Below are 15,895 nucleotides of genomic sequence, written 5' to 3' on the forward strand. Positions count from 1 at the left end.
CATGAACCGCCGTATACCGAACGGTACGTACGGTGGTGTAAGAGGACGGGGGCTAGTCGCCCCCTCCTACTCGATTTAATGAGCAGGATAGTTCAAAAGTTTCGCGAATACCCTGTATATGGAATTATTTACTAAATTCGTGAATAAGACGTTATAGGAAATCAATGCAAAACAAAAAGATTACTGAAATATTCTTAAGCTTTGGAGCAAGGACGATGTATTTTGTTCTGCTAATGGGTGGAAGAAAGATAGAAGCGCTGAGGAAATAAATAAGTGGTGGAGTAATTATGTTAATAATGAATCAGAAGATTTCATTAGAAAGGGTATTGAGTATAACGAGAAATTAGTGGGATATGAAGATTTAGCATGTATTAAAGATTTATCTGCGGAAATAGGTATTACAATTGGTGAGAGTACTTTTTGGGGCAAGGTAACATATGAGGGCGTATATTTCGGAGTTGACGGGTGATTTTTATGGGAATAGCTAATAAGTTTTCATTTGCTGATGGAAGCATCAAGGAAATAACGATTTTGCATGGTGAAGTATATGTTACTTTCATAACATGGAACAAACAAAAGATAAAATTAAGGTTTAAAACCTGCTGGAGATTGGTGGATTTTTATTCTGTTGGACAAGACATTGTTGAAGTCGTAGTGAAAGATGATACCGAACAGCTAAGAGTAGTTAGGAATGAACATATTACCAATGGTTCAGGTGCGGAAAATGAGCTAATGGGATTAAGGCATTTTTCATTTATTAGCTCCTGGGGTACAAATTCAATTCTCGATATTGTAGCTAACGAACTTGAGATACTTGAAGATTGACCTTTATCGACAAATCGCAAAGAATATTCCAATAGTTTTTTTCATAATATCGCTCCTTTGTGGGACTTAGATGTGTAAGCGATACAACCAACGGTTGTATACTTATCAACTTTACTTACATTGCGTCAATTGGGTACCGTATGCAATGATACAGTCATCACATATGAGGTGGTGCAATCCACATGGTAGAAGAGATAAAGTTTCACGAAAGTATAAAGATACTTCGATCGGAACGACATATGACTCAGCAGGAGTTAGGAGATCTTCTAGGTGTGACCAGCCAAGCTGTATCCAAATGGGAGACCGGACTAGCCACTCCAGACATAACCTTATTGCCGAAGATTTCTAAGTTGTTCAATTGTACAATTGATTCTTTATTTTTCGGCGGTGTTGGCTCTGATTCGAAAGACAGCAAGACAATGACAAGGGTAGATTTTGCTGAAGCGAAGATCGAATGTTCCAATCTCCGGGGCATCGTTATGCGCGATGTCGTTATGGATGGCGCCGAAATATTTGATAGCCGATTAAACGGAATGCGAATTCACCATGGCGGCATGGCGAATCTGTCTTTAAGACATCTTGATCTTGATGGACTATCGCTCGGGTTTAGTCAGATGAATGGTGCTGTTATTCATGATCTGGGTGGACACACTTCGCCTATTCGATTCGCTGAGAATGATTTCAAGAAAAGCACCGTTGACAGGTGTGACCTGGCCAATGTCGAGTTAATCAACTGTAATCTGTCAGGGTTACGAATTAATGGTTCCACACTAAGAGATAGTTGGTTGCTTCAGCCGGAGGAATATGAGCCTATACATATAGAGGCTGTTGATTTCCATGATAGCGTAATTACGAACAGCAATCTGTCGGGAGTTCGCATCGAAAAATGTGTAATCGATGGGTTAACGATTAACGGGGTCCCAGTGGAACAAATGATCGCTGCCTATGATCAGATCCATGATAGTAAACGTTAAAACCCTGTATTGAGCTAACAGGCAGGAGAAATCACTAACTAAGTAAGGTGGCGAGCAAAACGACTCACTGAGTGTATAAAGCAGTGGGTCCCTTTTTTTAGTTGGATTTATTCATTCCACTAATTGAGATCAAGAACTGAAGATCGATTATTTACAATGCGAACTAATGTGCGGTATATTTATTTCGAGGAATTATTTACCTAATAATCAAATTTGGTGGTGGTAAAAGAATGACTGAAGTAGTTGAACAACAAGTTGAAAGAATTGACGCGGTGTTCTTACCTGTCAAGAACCTCGAATCATCTTTAACATGGTATCAAGAATTGTTTGGGTTTAAATTGCGTTGGAAAAATGAACGTATGGCGGGTCTCGCAATTGCTTCTAATTGCGGATTTCATCTTGTTCAAGTTAATAACCACACTCCGAACGTTGACTATGTGCCGTTCAACTTTGCTACCAAAGACATACAAAGGTTACATCAGACATTGAAAGAAAATGGCGTTAAAGTAACGGATATTGATTCCGATACAGATTTTAAAGAAATGAAACTGTTTGATTTTTGGGATTTAGATGGAAATATCATCAATGTAATTGCTATATAATTAAGTTTTATAGATGTAATGGAACATGATAGTCAACCGAACAGTTCGCCGCTGCTGCTTTTTCATTGAAATAACGAGCAGGATAAATACGTGAAATTAATCCTAACATATCGAAATTATATGGATTCGAAAATTTAGAGAGGGGTATTGAAATGAACGAGACTATGATTTCTTCTTTGCCAGAGATGGAGGCTGTGATTGTTGAGCATGGAGAGTTGAAATTAATTGGTATCCCATGTATCGGACTAAATGATATGAGTGGTAAGTACCATCATGCGAAGGACAGCTTGCTGGGGCTCTCCACTTACATGCCTCAAATCATCGACGTTTCCGTTCAGTATGGTGTGTGGCCGCAGGCACCTGGACAGAATACACCAAATACGCATGCATACCTTCTGTGCGTAGAGGTCACCACTTTTGAAGGCGTGCCAGAGTGGTTTTCGCGCATGACCATTCCAGCGCAACGCTGCGTTGTCGCTGCAAGTAGAACTGGGGATTTTGACGGCGCTGGACAAGTAATTGATGCTTATATTTCAGAGCATGGTATAAGAGTAGATGCTCAGGGACGTAATTATACAATCTGTGAACGATACCGTTACAATGCTGAAGGGTTCGCAAGATATTCACTGCCGATTGTTTCAGAATAACCATTTTGAAATATACGTTTAATAACGTAGAACATCTTAATAAACAACCAAAACGAGGCTGCCGTGTTTGATCGGTAGCCTCGTTACGCTAATGAGCAGGATATTATCTATGAACTGTTAACTGAAAGATAATTAGCTCTAGGGGGATGAAGCAATGCTTGGTCTACCGAAAGGGAAACTTTATTATGGTTGAAAGGAAGGTCTTTGTGTGGCAAAAAAGAAAATAGTGAAGAAAATCAACAAGATTCTCCTGACTGCGATAGGCGGAATTGCGCTTATTTTGGGTGTTTTGGCGAGTTATATTTATTTCTTCATACTTGAAAAGCCTGCTGAACCGGATAAATGGGCTGCTGCGGAGCACTATGTCTGGAATAAAATCAAGTTTGACCAGGATGCACAAGTAATTTCTGCCGACGGTTCGGAATACTATTTACTTGCCAATAAGGGAGCAGCTACTGAAGATAAATTGATCATTTATTTTTCTGGGGGCGGTGTGGCCTGGGATGCGGTGACTGCCGCGCAGCCGATCAGTCTGAGTAATGTAATGAAGAACGGTGAGATCAAATATTACTTTCCGAACATTCCATTCTTTAAAGTAAGTACGCTTGGCGGCCTATTGAAAAATAATAACCCTGACAATCCGTTCAAGGATTGGAATATTGTATATATCCCTTATTCTACTGGTGATCTGCATATCGGGAATACATCCAAGGAATATACGGACGCCAAAGGCAAGCCGTTTACAATGCGTTACAACGGGCAAGCCAATACGCGCGCAGCATTGGAATGGATTACAGACCATTTCGCTTCGCCGGAAAAGATCCTCATTGCGGGAGAAAGCGCCGGAGGATTCGGAGCTGCTTTCTGGACGCCTGAGATTGCGAAACGCTACCCAGATGCCCGCATTTATCAATATTCGGACAGCTCCTACTTAAATGCCGACCGCTGGCCGGATATTATCGATAACGAATGGAAGGCCAACTTTGCAGCAACCTTTGGTTATGAAGTTCACGGCGATTTGATTTCGTCCGTACTCGCGGCGAACCGCAAGCTGCTCCCGGACAATGCGGTACTTTTGCAGTCCAATACGCTTTATGATGAGCTGCTGTTCGACTTTGAAAAGGATTTGAATGGTGACGTTTTGGACGATGACGAATATGTGCATCGCTGGTCGGCCCGCATGTTGCAATCTGCCAGAGAGCTAACAGAAGTATTGCCAAGCTACTATTATTACATCACTGATTACGGTCTTAACGAGAAGACGGGCAGAACTCCACATACACTCTCCCCATTAAATCATTTCTACAAAACCGAACAGGACGGGGTGAAGCTGATGAAGTGGCTGGACGATGCCGTGAATAAGGATGAAAATTACTCCGTGGGGCGGCATTTTGTAGAGAAAGAGGGCTGACGCTGTCGGTTGTAAGGAGATACGGTATGTACGGCAGTTTGCCGACAACAGCAGAAATATAGTTATTACATGCCCAGCAGGTATTTGTTCGATTAAGCTAATTGGCAGTTTTGCTTAATAATTGTTTTACTACTGCAAACGAATAGAAGCAGATGGCCTAAGTGCCACCTGCTCCACATTTGGGGATACGATAATTAGATGTCGAGTTTACGTTCACCAATCCATTTCACCATTGCAGGGTCTCGATGTGAAAAGAACAGGCTCTGTTTCGTATCTAACGTAGCAATTGACTCCATATCCTGCTGGCTTAATTCAAAATTAAAGATGTTGAAGTTTTCAACCATTCTTTCTTTACGAACAGACTTTGGTATCACAACAACTTCTCTTTGCGTCAACCAACGTAAAACCACTTGAGCGACGGATTTATTATACTTTTTAGCTATGGATAACAATAACTCATTTTGGAACAAGTTGTTTTTTCCTTCAGCAAATGGTGCCCAGGATTCGATCTGAACATTATTTTCTTTCATGAATTTTGCATGTTCGATTTGCTGGTTGAATGGGTGCGTTTCTACCTGATTTACGGCAGGAACGACTTCATTATGAATAATTAAATCGATTAGGCGGTCTTCATGGAAGTTGCTGACGCCGATTGCACGCACCTTTCCTTCACGATACAACTCCTCCATAGCGCGCCAAGAACCAAACACATCGCCATACGGCTGATGAATCAAATACAAATCCAAATAATCCAATTGCAATCTTTCTAGTGATCTTTCAAATGCCTTTTTTGTGCGCTCGTAGCCTGTATCCTGAACCCAGAGTTTCGTAGTAATAAATAACTCTTCTCTTGCCACGCCACTGCGTTTGATCGCTCTGCCAACAGCTTCTTCATTTAGATAAGAGGCAGCGGTATCAATCAGCCGATAGCCTGCCATAATAGCGTCATAAACGCTTTGTTCACATTCATATGAGTCTGTAATCTGAAAAACGCCAAAACCAAGGATAGGCATCTCAATACCGTTGTTCAAAGTTACTCTTTGCATGAAAAGTCCTCCAATTATTTATCCGACTTAATCATATCCATAACAGACACCATTATTACATCCTTATTATGCACCTGATGACAAAGCAATCGTTATCCCATTCATGTCAAATGTTTGCCTAATCCTCTCACTCCCACTATTTTGAAGTGAAGAATCGATTATAATGGAACTATGAAGAATGACGGAACGAGGAGGAACAAATGTCTGAACTAATCGCTATGCAGCAAAATGAGCTTGCCAAAATTATTCAACGTTATGCAGAAAACGATGGTGTTCATACTACAGCCATTCCATCATTAGTTTTCATACGCGACTCGAATGCGTTCGTACCTCGACATGGGGTTTACAAGCCTTCCTTTTGCATAGTTGTTCAAGGCGCGAAGGAGGTTTTGCTGGGGCAGGAACGCTTCAAGTACAATCCTGCAGATTATCTTATTGCATCCGTCAACTTGCCTGTTACTGCTCAAGTCACCGAAGCTACTCAAGACGTTCCTTATTTGGGTTTCAAACTTGAATTTTCTGCGAATCAAATTCTAGAGGTTTTACTTGAATCTAAAATTTCAGAAGGAGCGAAAGAGAACGCAAAGCGAGGTATGTTTGTTAGCCAGTTAGAGCAACCTTTGTTGGATGCAGTCATCAGGTTAGCTCGTTTGCTGGACAACCCGAAGGATATTCCCATTCTTGCGCCGCTGTTTACGAAAGAAATTCTGTATAGGGTTCTGCAAGGTCAACATGGTGCTAGGCTTCAACAAATTGCAATTGAGGGTAGTTCCGCCCATCAAATAAAGGACGTTATTGAACATATAACAAATAACTATGATAAGTCATTTCGGATTGAAGAACTAGCGGAAATAGTGAATATGAGTGTCTCAACGCTACATAGACACTTCAAAGAGGTAACCGCTATGAGTCCTATTCAGTTCCAGAAAGAATTAAGGCTTCAGGAAGCCCGTCGCCTATTATTAACCGAGTCAGTAGATGCTACTGATGTGGCATTTCGAGTAGGGTATGAAAGTTCCTCACAATTTAGCCGCGAGTATTCCCGAATGTTTGGCTTCCCACCTAGACAAGATGTAAAGCGTTTGAAAGCATAAAGGAGAGTACGAAACCACGGTAAATTGAGTATGGGGCTAAACTAACGGGAAACGAGTGCTTCAAAACGGAGGCTATCGATGCACATCCTGCTCAACTATTGGGCAGGTTAATGACGCGGGATTTACCATTTGGCGGGAAAGTATATAGGTAATACGAAGGAGGGCGTTGTTTTGAATTACCAATTACCGAAACACTGTATATCAGTCTCCGCTTTGATTACTAATGAAAAAGATGAGGCTCTTTTACTAAGAACACATTGGCGATCTGATACTTGGGAAATGCCAGGTGGTAATTGTTGATCATGAAAAGTTTCATCTGCCTTTTAACCTTCAAGTATCAATAAATAACTACTGGACTCACTAACCAAAGAAAAACCATATCTTACTCGAGGCGAAATATATTCAATAAAAAACATGAGTTTGTCTGAAGAGGAACTAATGATAGCATTACAAAAAAACGACTATGCTCATTTTTTGTTCTCCCAACTATAGTGGTTTATTTCTCTCGGAAACAAAATCAAAAGTTTCTTCAATCGAAATAAAGAAGAAGAAGGATAGCGAAGTAAACTTGAAACTCAAGCTGCAGTCATGGCTTGAGTTTTTTTACATGGAATCCATTGGATGATATGGCAACTTATTTTGGAATATTGTTCCATCATCCCGGTAGAACACTCTTTATAATAGGTTGAAGCAAGCGATTATCTTGTCAATGCATCTGTGCGGCTTTATAAAAAGGATATTTTCTTTATTTATTTATCAAATGAAGAAAAAACCTGTCGAAAATAAGGAGGTGATGCATCCTTCGCGTGATGCAACACGGTGAGTTTATGTTTTTCAAGTCGGTCTTCCACATACGACAGCAAACCAGGGAGGTTATTTTTAATGCGCAAATTGAAAACGTTTGCATCAATAATGCTCGTCTTTGCATTTGTTTTTGTTACGGCATGTTCGGGGTCTGAAAAACCTACTAACGATCAGGCAACGGAAAAGAATGCGGAAACGCCTAAGAACAACGCAGCCGCTCCCGAGAAGACGCCGGAACCGAAAGAACCGGAGGAGCCGAAGGTCGATCTGGGCGGACGTGAAATTCGGATTCTGCTCGACGATGCCGAGCAGCGTGGTCTGGGCGGTCCGGTCGAAGGCACGAAGTATGGGGATATGCGGATGGAGAGACAGAAGGAAGTTGAGAAGAAGTATAACGTGAAAATCGTGTATGAACCGCTCGCTTACGGGCAAGTCAACGAGAAATTGATCGCCTCAGGGCTGGCTGGCGAGCCGGTCGCCGATATTGTTGCCATCGACAAATATTTCGCGATTCCAATGATTAACCAAGGCTTTCTGCGCGAGGTAGGCGATCTATTCGATTTCAACGATCCGAAATGGCCGAAAGGGATTCAGAACTTCGGCGCATGGAACGGCAAAATGTACGGATTCACCGATTCGGTCAATGCCGGCTCGGGCATTTATTACAACAAAACGTTGTTCAAGCGCGAAGGCTTGCCTGATCCGCATCAGCTGGTCAAAGAGGACAAATGGAACTGGGATACCTTCCTGGAAATCTTGAAGAAAGCGACCAAGGATACCGATGGCGACGGCAATATCGATCAATGGGGCATCGCGAACCATGCTCCGATCATCGCCCGCATCATTATGTACGCCAACAATGGAGCGCTGGTTGAAAACCGCGACGGCAAATGGGTATTCACCGGCGATGAGCCGAATGCCGTTGAAGCGATGCGCTTCCTGTACGACCTGTTCAATACGTACAAAGTGATGATGCCGAACAAAAACGGCAATTTCGAGGATTGGATTGACTCGCAAACCGCGTTCCATACGGGCAAAGCGGCAATGGTCACCGGCGAGCTGTGGGAAGCCGGAGGACGTAAGGAAATGACGGACGAATTCGGATTCGTGTACTTCCCGAAAGGGCCTAAGGCGACCGAATACGCCAACTCGCTCGAAAATTTCTCGTTATATTTCATGCCTGCCAATGTGAAGCAGCCCGAAGTCGTCGCCCAGATCTGGAATGAACTCATTCTGTGGGATGAAACCCGCAACATCCGCAAGGAATTCAACGAGCGCAATCTGCAGGGCGCTGAAGACGTTGAAGCTGCTTTAACGATTTCCGATTGGGTCAATCCTGTGCCTTGGGCTGGCGTAGGCGATATCGGTGGGAATTTATCTCCTGCGGTATGGAACTTTGTTCGAAACGGCAGTACTCCGGAATCCGAAATGGAAAAAATCAAGCAACCGATCCAGAAAAATTTGGACGATATCTTAAACAAAGTGAAAAAGTAATCCAGCAGGATTGCTGGATGGATAGAGTGCTAAAGCGCTAGACCGAATGGCCTATCCCCATCTGCCCGCAAGGGATGCAGTATAGATGCCTGGCGACGGAGCGGATGGGGATTGCCTTCGGGTATGTCTGGGACAGTGGTGAGCAGGTAAGGAAGGAGAGCTGGGCGTGCGGATCTTACAGAGAAAGCATATTGCTGCTGTTTCCATAATAGCGATTGTTGCCGTATGGATCGTCACCTCTTTCATATCGTCGGATGAGCCGGCAATTAAAGCGAAAGAAACGGCGGCAGCCGGGATGGAGGCGGATCGGCCGGAGGCTGCGCTGGGCAGCCCTTCATCATCTGCGCTTCGGTATGAACAATATAAAGCCCGCTACCTGAATGTGGTCCGTCCGGACAGGATTGGCCGAATCGAAGCGGAATCGTTCGCGGGTACTGAAGGAATGAAGGCGGATATTCTGGATTCATTCGAACAAGCGGCTGGCCCTGTCGTGCGGACGGAAGAATCGGGATCGATTTATTGGGACATCGATGTTCCGGAAGACGGGCTGTATCACTTCGGCTTGCGTTATTTCCCGGTAGCTGGGAACAGCTCGCCCATCGAACGGGAATTTCGGATCGATGGCGCGCTCCCGTTCGAGGAAGCGAACAGACTCGTCTTTTCGCGAGTATGGCGCAATGAAAAGCCGGACGTGCAGCGCGACCGCAACGAGAATGAATTAAGGCCGAGGCAAGTCGAAAGTCCCATGTGGCAGGATAAGAGCTTCAGCGACGCGGAGAGCTATTTGCAGGAGCCGTTCTCCTTTTATATGACAAAGGGCAAGCACCGGATCGAGCTGGTCTCGCTCCGTGAGCCGATGGTGATCGATTATTTGCAGTTCTATCAAGAGAAGCAGCTTCCGTCCTACGAGGAGCTTGCTGGAAGTTACGACGCGCAGGGCTACAAAGAGACGAAGGACATTGTGATCAAGCTTCAAGGTGAACATGCGCTCTATAAATCGAGCCCTTCCCTGTACCCGATCAACGACCGGTCGAGTCCGGGAACGGAGCCCTACCATGTGTCGAAGATTCGGATGAATTCAATCGGCGGGATCAATTGGAAAATACCCGGTCAATGGATCACTTGGGAGATGGACATTCCCGAAGACGGCCTATACGAGATCGGTTTCCGTTATAAACAGAATCTGTCCCGTGGAGTGAACGTCGTACGCAAGCTGTATATCGATGATCAAATTCCGTTCAAGGAAGCGGAACACATCACCTACCAGTACGATGGCGCGTGGCAGGTCGGCGTCGCCGGTCAAGAAGATCGCCCCTTTTTGTTCTACCTGACCAAGGGCAGGCACGAAATCAAGCTCGAGGTGACGATGGGCGAGCTCTCGGAGGTCATCCAATCGGTACGCAAGAGCATTCAGGAGCTCAATAAGCTGTACCGGCAAATTATTATGATTACCGGAACGGAGCCGGACGCTTACCGCGACTATCAGCTGGAGAAGCTGCTTCCGGGAATGACGGATCTGTTCCTGAAACAGAGCCAATTGCTCGAGGCAGCGGCAGACGACATGGACCGGTTGATCGGAGTGAAGAGCGAAAGCGCCACAATTCTGCGCACGACATCCTATCAGCTGGGAGACCTCGGCAGCCGTCCGGAGACGCTGACCAGCCGCTTGAAGAATTTCAAGGATAATGTAACATCGCTCGGAACGTGGCTGCTTACTATCAATCAACAGCCGCTCGAGCTCGATTATTTGTTCGTCAAATCGCCGGATGCCGATACGCCGAAAGCCAATAAGGGATTTTTCGGCCGGCTGAAGCATGATGTGCTGTCCTTCACTTCCTCGTTCACCGAGGATTATAACAATGTCGGAAGCGGCTCCAAGGATGACTCCGTTGTCGTGTGGGTCAACGGCGGCCGCGATCAGGCGCAGCTGATCCGGTCGATGATCGATAACTCGTTCACGCCTCAGACAGGGATCAAGATCGACCTGCAGTTGGTGGACAGCAAGGTGCTGCTGCCGTCGACCTTGGCGGGCAAAGGTCCCGATGTCGCGCTGTCAACGGGCGAAGTCGTCAACTTCGCGATGCGGCACGCGCTGGAAGATTTGTCGAAATACCCGGGCTTTGACAAGGTTCGGCAGCGTTTCATGGACAGCGCCTTCGTCGGCTTCCAATATCAGGGCGGAATCTTCGCCATTCCGGAGAAGCAGTCGTTCCCGATGCTGTTCTACCGCAAGGACATCCTGGAAGAGCTCAAGTTGAAGGTTCCCGATACGTGGACGGACTTGTACCATGTCATCCCTGAGCTGCAGAAGCATCATATGCAGGTCGGCATGACGCCGACGCCCGTATTCGAGATGCTCCTCTATCAGAACGGGGGCCAGTACTACAAGAATGACGGCATGCAGACCGATCTCGATTCGCCCGTCGGAATCAAGGCGTTCAAGAAGTGGACAGAGCTGTACAACAACTATAAGCTGCCGCAGGAATTCGAATTCGTGAACCGCTTCCGGACAGGCGAGATGCCGCTGGGAATTGCGGACTATACGACCTACAACACGCTGACGATCTTCGCGCCGGAAATCCGCGGGCAATGGGGCTTCGCTCCCGTGCCGGGCGTGCTGGGCGAGGACGGCGAGGTACACCGCGAGACGCTTTCGGCCAGCCTGGGAACGGTTATGTTCAAGAATACGAAAAACAAGGATGCGGCATGGAAATTCATCGAATGGTGGACCGATACGGAAGCCCAGGCGACCTTCGGCCGCGAATTGGAAGCACTTCTCGGCGAATCCGGCCGGTACGCGGCCGCGAACGTGGATGCGATGAAACAGCTGCCTTGGTCTGCCAAGGAATACAACCAGTTAATGTCGCAGTGGGAATGGGTGCGCGGCATGCCTGATGTTCCCGGCGGATATTCGCTCGTGCGGCATGTGCAGAACGCTTTTTATTCCGTGATCAACAGCAAGACCGATCCAAGGGAAACGCTGCTTGATTACGTGCGCACGATTAATGAAGAAATTACGATCAAACGCAAAGAATTCAAGCTGCCGACAGCAGAGTAGAAGGGAGGATGGGCATGAGCATGATTCCATTAAGCCGGAAGCCAGGAGAACAGGTGCTGAAGCAGCCAAGGGCGTCGGTTTGGGCGAAGAAAATGAGCGAAATAAAGCGGCACAAACACATGTATGTCATGATTGCGCCTTATTTTACGATATTCTTCATCTTCACGGTCCTCCCGGTTTTCTTGTCGCTCACAGTCAGCTTTACGAATTTTAACATGCTGGAATTTCCCGATTGGGTAGGCTGGCAAAATTACGCGAGATTGTTTATCCGGGACGATATCTTCCTGCTCGCCGTTAAGAACACGATCTATTTCGCGGCGATCACCGGCCCGATCAGTTACATCGTTTGCTTCGTGCTGGCATGGGTCATTAACGAGCTGTCGCCCAAGGTCAGGGCGGTGGCGACGCTGGTCTTCTACGCTCCGGTATTGTCCGGCAACGCCTTCATCGTATGGACGTTATTATTCAGCGGGGATTCCTACGGCTACATCAACGCTTTCCTGCTGAAATTCCGCTTGATCGCGGAGCCGATCTTATGGCTCAAGGATCCGCAGTATATTATGACGATCATTATTATCGTGCAGCTATGGCTCAGTCTCGGCACCAGCTTTCTCGCTTTTATCGCAGGCCTGCAGAGCATAGATAAGACGCTGTTCGAGGCCGGCGCGATCGACGGCATCCGCAACCGCTGGCAGGAGCTGTGGTTCATTACGCTGCCGGCGATGCGGCCCCAGCTGATGTTCGGCGCGGTCATTCAGATCACATCGTCGTTCGCCGTCGCCGAAGTCGCGACAGCGCTGGCCGGCTTCCCGAGCGTGCAGTATGCGGGGCACACGATTGTGACGCACTTGATGGACTATGGCAATATCCGGTTTGAGATGGGATACGCGTCTTCAATCGCAACCGTCTTGTTCGGCATTATGCTTGGCTCCAATCTGCTCGTGCAAAAGCTGCTGAAGAAGGTTGGTGAGTAAGATGAGTACCGCAGCCAAGCTATTGAAAGGCAACAAAATCAACCGGTCCCGCGCAGGCGATCTGATGTTGTTTCTGTTTCTTGCCGTGATTGGCTACTTTATGGCGCTGCCGCTTGTATTCGTGATCAGCAACGCCTTTAAACCGATCAATGAAATTCTGCAGTTCCCGCCGAAGTTTCTCGTACGGAACCCGACCCTGAAAAATTTTACCGACTTGTACAATTTGATGTCGGGCACATGGGTGCCGTTCACGAGATATATATTCAACACGTTCTTCATTGCATTCATCGGGACGGCAGGCCATGTCATCATTGCATCCCTGGCCGCATACCCGCTGGCCAAACGCAAATTTCCGGGCGTAGGGGTGCTGTTCACGGTCGTCGTGCTGTCGCTGATGTTCTCCGGGACGGTAACGCAGGTGACGAACTACATGACGATGTCCTGGCTTGGCATGATCGATACGTATTGGGCAGTCATCATTCCCGCAATCGGCTCGTCGCTTGGATTGTACCTGATGAAGCAGTTCATGGAGCAGATCCCGGATGCGCTGCTGGAAGCGGCGCAAATCGACGGGTGCAGCGAGTACCGCATTTTCTGGAGCATTGTCATGCCGGTGGTCAAGCCGGCGTGGCTGACCCTGATCATCTTCTCCTTCCAAGGCTTGTGGGGAGCCGGCGGTGCCGCCGGATCGATGTATATATACAGTGAGCAGCTGAAAACCATCGATTACGCGCTGAATCAAATTCTTGCCGGGGGCATCATCCGGACAGGTCCATCGATGGCGGCGACGCTGCTCATGATCAGCGTTCCGATCATCATCTTCATCATTACGCAGAGCAATGTGCTGCAGACGATGTCCACCTCGGGCATGAAAGATTAGTGAAAAAGGAGAAGCCTATGAAGCGAATACAGAAGATTGTGACGCTTTTCCTGTTCTTGCTTGCTGCGTCTGGAGCCGGGGTTATGCCTGCGGCATATGCGGCCCCCTATGACGGATATAACTATTCCGATGAAGGCACGGCCGATGCGGCTCCGGTCCCTTATTTGCCGGCAAAGCTGATCACCGGCGGCGGATTGAATGTCGGCTCCTTCAAAACGCCGGAGGATATGTTCATTACGAAGGAAGGCCATATCTTCGTATTGGATTCGGGCAACCAGCGCGTCGTCGAGATCGATAAAGCGGGGAACGTATTGAACGTGATTGAGAGCTTCGATAACGGCGGCAAAACCGATACGTTCAAGGAGCCGCTGGGCATCTTCGTCAGCGACCGGAACCGCCTGTTCGTGGCCGATACCGGCAATAAGCGGGTCGTCGAGCTGACGACGGACGGCGAGTTCATCCGCGAGATAGGTCCGCCGAAGGCGGATGTTCTGCGCGCGAATTTCACCTACGTACCGACGAAGCTCGTTGTCGATACGGCAGGACGTCTTTATGTCGTCAGCAAAGGGGTATTCGACGGCGTCATCGAGTTCAATTCGGAGGGCAATTTCACCGGTTTTATCGGCGTGAACAAGGTGATGGTCAATCCGGTGGATTTGTTCTGGAAGCAGATATCGACCAAAGCGCAGCGGGAAGCGATGGCCCTGTTCATCCCGGTTGAATTCAACAATATCGATATCGACGAAGAGGATTTTCTCTATGTGACGACGAGCGACGGCACCTCGTCGGAGCCGGTGCGGCGATTGAATCCTTCGGGCTCCGACGTGCTGCGCCGCGAAGGCTGGTTCCCGCCGAGAGGCGATATCCGCACATCGTTCAGAGGCACCAGGCAGGGACGTTCCACGATTGTCAGCGTCGCTCCGGATAAGAACGGGATCTACAGCATCCTGGACTCGAAGCGCGGGCGGATTTTCACGTATGACAAGGACGGCAAGCTGATGTATCAGTTCGGCGCGCTAGGCGAGCAATTCGGGCAATTCAAGACCCCTGTCGAAGTGAGTGTGCTCGGCGACAGCATCATTGTTCTGGACCGGGGCTTGAATCATCTGACCGTGTTCGAGCCGACGCGGTATGGGGAAGCGATCCGCAATGCCGTCATCTATAACGACCTCGGCGAAGAGAGCAATTCCGTCAAGTGGTGGCAGGAGGCATTGAAATTAAACCGGAATCTGGAAATGGCTTACCTCGGGATCGGCAAAGGGGAGCTGATACAGAACAATAACTACGCGGCGATGGAAAGCTTTAAGCGCGGGACGCATCCGGATTATTATTCCAAGGCATTCGACCGGTACCGGAAGGAATGGCTGTGGGAGTACTTCCCCGTCATTGCGACTGCCGGCGTTGCCGCCATTCTACTCTTGATCGGGTCCTTCAAACTCATCCGAGTCCGCGATTCGGAGCCGGGCGTCATCCGTTCGGCATGGCAGACGTTATTCCGACCGTTCAACGGGTTCTGGGAGATGAAATACGAGCAAAAAGGCAGGATATGGCTCACCCTTCTCATTCTGCTGCTGCTCACCGTCCTGTCGATTTTGCGGCGCCAATATTCCGGGTTCGTCATTAATCCGGTCAACGATATGATCGTCAACAGCCTGGATGAGCTTAAATTTATCGTGCTGCCGTTCTTTCTCTGGTGCGTGTCCAACTGGTCGATCACAACGCTCATGGATGGCGAGGGCAAGTTTAAGGAAATCGTCATGGCGACGGGGCTGGCTGTGATTCCGCTGCTGCTTGTGCAGGGACCGCTCCTCTTGTTCTCCAGAGTCATTACGTTGAAGGAAGTCTCCTTCTACAATTTGATTGAAACGTTCGGGTTCATGTGGTTCATCTTACTGTTATTCATCGGGATGCTGACCGTGCATCAATACAATGTGCCGAAAACGGTCGTTACGATGCTGCTGACCCTGCTGGTCATGGGAATCATCGTCTTCCTGGGAATGCTGATGGCCAGCCTTGCGCAGCAAATCTTACAGTTCGGTACGACGATATACCAAGAGATTAGGTTCAGGATTGGGGAGGGGTGAGG

At 47.6% G+C, this 15,895-nt stretch carries 12 protein-coding genes; 11 read left to right on the top strand and 1 reads right to left on the bottom strand.

What is annotated here, in order from left to right:
- Positions 1-474 precede the first annotated feature (474 nt).
- The 5 genes from AC3WTP_RS22405 (at position 475) to AC3WTP_RS22425 (ending at position 4,459) form a co-directional block, all read left to right on the top strand.
- The gene (locus tag AC3WTP_RS22405) at positions 475-825 is read left to right on the top strand and encodes a hypothetical protein (protein WP_492396846.1); all 351 of its coding nucleotides are present in this window, start codon (positions 475-477) and stop codon (positions 823-825) included.
- 182 nt (positions 826-1,007) lie between these two features.
- On the top strand, positions 1,008-1,799 hold the full coding sequence (locus AC3WTP_RS22410; RefSeq protein WP_492396847.1) for a helix-turn-helix domain-containing protein: 792 nt from the start codon (positions 1,008-1,010) through the stop codon (positions 1,797-1,799).
- A gap of 230 nt (positions 1,800-2,029) precedes the next feature.
- A complete protein-coding gene (locus AC3WTP_RS22415) occupies positions 2,030-2,401 on the top strand; it encodes a VOC family protein (protein WP_492396848.1) in 372 nt (123 codons plus the stop codon).
- A 152-nt stretch (positions 2,402-2,553) separates the two neighbouring features.
- On the top strand, positions 2,554-3,048 hold the full coding sequence (locus tag AC3WTP_RS22420) for an effector binding domain-containing protein (RefSeq protein WP_492396849.1): 495 nt from the start codon (positions 2,554-2,556) through the stop codon (positions 3,046-3,048).
- Positions 3,049-3,256: 208 nt separating this feature from the next.
- Complete coding sequence (locus AC3WTP_RS22425) at positions 3,257-4,459, top strand: pectin acetylesterase-family hydrolase (RefSeq protein WP_492396850.1); 1,203 nt, start codon at positions 3,257-3,259, stop codon at positions 4,457-4,459.
- 194 nt (positions 4,460-4,653) lie between these two features.
- Here AC3WTP_RS22425 and AC3WTP_RS22430 read toward each other — a convergent pair whose 3' ends face one another.
- Positions 4,654-5,505, bottom strand: a complete 852-nt coding sequence (locus AC3WTP_RS22430; protein ID WP_492396851.1) for an aldo/keto reductase — start codon at positions 5,503-5,505, stop codon at positions 4,654-4,656.
- A 200-nt stretch (positions 5,506-5,705) separates the two neighbouring features.
- On the opposite strand from AC3WTP_RS22430, the gene AC3WTP_RS22435 reads away from it, so the two are divergent.
- The 6 genes from AC3WTP_RS22435 to AC3WTP_RS22460 all read left to right on the top strand — a co-directional run bounded on the left by AC3WTP_RS22435 (position 5,706) and on the right by AC3WTP_RS22460 (position 15,893).
- On the top strand, positions 5,706-6,599 hold the full coding sequence (locus tag AC3WTP_RS22435) for an AraC family transcriptional regulator (RefSeq protein ID WP_492396852.1): 894 nt from the start codon (positions 5,706-5,708) through the stop codon (positions 6,597-6,599).
- Between the two features lie 882 nt (positions 6,600-7,481).
- Entirely contained in the window at positions 7,482-8,897 is a 1,416-nt protein-coding gene (locus tag AC3WTP_RS22440) for an ABC transporter substrate-binding protein (protein ID WP_492396853.1), read from the top strand.
- 166 nt (positions 8,898-9,063) lie between these two features.
- Entirely contained in the window at positions 9,064-11,955 is a 2,892-nt protein-coding gene (locus AC3WTP_RS22445; protein WP_492396854.1) for an extracellular solute-binding protein, read from the top strand.
- Between the two features lie 20 nt (positions 11,956-11,975).
- A complete protein-coding gene (locus AC3WTP_RS22450) occupies positions 11,976-12,929 on the top strand; it encodes a carbohydrate ABC transporter permease (RefSeq protein ID WP_492396868.1) in 954 nt (317 codons plus the stop codon).
- A gap of 1 nt (position 12,930) precedes the next feature.
- Positions 12,931-13,809 carry a carbohydrate ABC transporter permease gene (locus AC3WTP_RS22455; RefSeq protein ID WP_492396869.1) on the top strand — a complete coding sequence of 293 codons (879 nt, stop codon included), beginning with the start codon at positions 12,931-12,933 and terminating at the stop codon, positions 13,807-13,809.
- Between the two features lie 17 nt (positions 13,810-13,826).
- Positions 13,827-15,893 carry a YIP1 family protein gene (locus AC3WTP_RS22460; protein WP_492396855.1) on the top strand — a complete coding sequence of 689 codons (2,067 nt, stop codon included), beginning with the start codon at positions 13,827-13,829 and terminating at the stop codon, positions 15,891-15,893.
- Positions 15,894-15,895: the final 2 nt, after the last annotated feature.

It is taken from the genome of Paenibacillus sp. EB106-04-04-XG159 (genome assembly GCF_058791835.1).

Bases quoted from the DNA above. Each gene is read 5' to 3' on its own strand.
- AC3WTP_RS22460 (WP_492396855.1), top strand. From the start codon at position 13,827: ATGAAGCGAATACAGAAGATTGTGACGCTTTTCCTGTTCTTGCTTGCT.
- AC3WTP_RS22410 (WP_492396847.1), top strand. From the start codon at position 1,008: ATGGTAGAAGAGATAAAGTTTCACGAAAGTATAAAGATACTTCGATCG.
- AC3WTP_RS22455 (WP_492396869.1), top strand. From the start codon at position 12,931: ATGAGTACCGCAGCCAAGCTATTGAAAGGCAACAAAATCAACCGGTCC.
- AC3WTP_RS22450 (WP_492396868.1), top strand. From the start codon at position 11,976: ATGATTCCATTAAGCCGGAAGCCAGGAGAACAGGTGCTGAAGCAGCCA.
- AC3WTP_RS22435 (WP_492396852.1), top strand. From the start codon at position 5,706: ATGTCTGAACTAATCGCTATGCAGCAAAATGAGCTTGCCAAAATTATT.
- AC3WTP_RS22405 (WP_492396846.1), top strand. From the start codon at position 475: ATGGGAATAGCTAATAAGTTTTCATTTGCTGATGGAAGCATCAAGGAA.
- AC3WTP_RS22430 (WP_492396851.1), bottom strand. From the start codon at position 5,505: ATGCAAAGAGTAACTTTGAACAACGGTATTGAGATGCCTATCCTTGGT.
- AC3WTP_RS22440 (WP_492396853.1), top strand. From the start codon at position 7,482: ATGCGCAAATTGAAAACGTTTGCATCAATAATGCTCGTCTTTGCATTT.
- AC3WTP_RS22415 (WP_492396848.1), top strand. From the start codon at position 2,030: ATGACTGAAGTAGTTGAACAACAAGTTGAAAGAATTGACGCGGTGTTC.
- AC3WTP_RS22420 (WP_492396849.1), top strand. From the start codon at position 2,554: ATGAACGAGACTATGATTTCTTCTTTGCCAGAGATGGAGGCTGTGATT.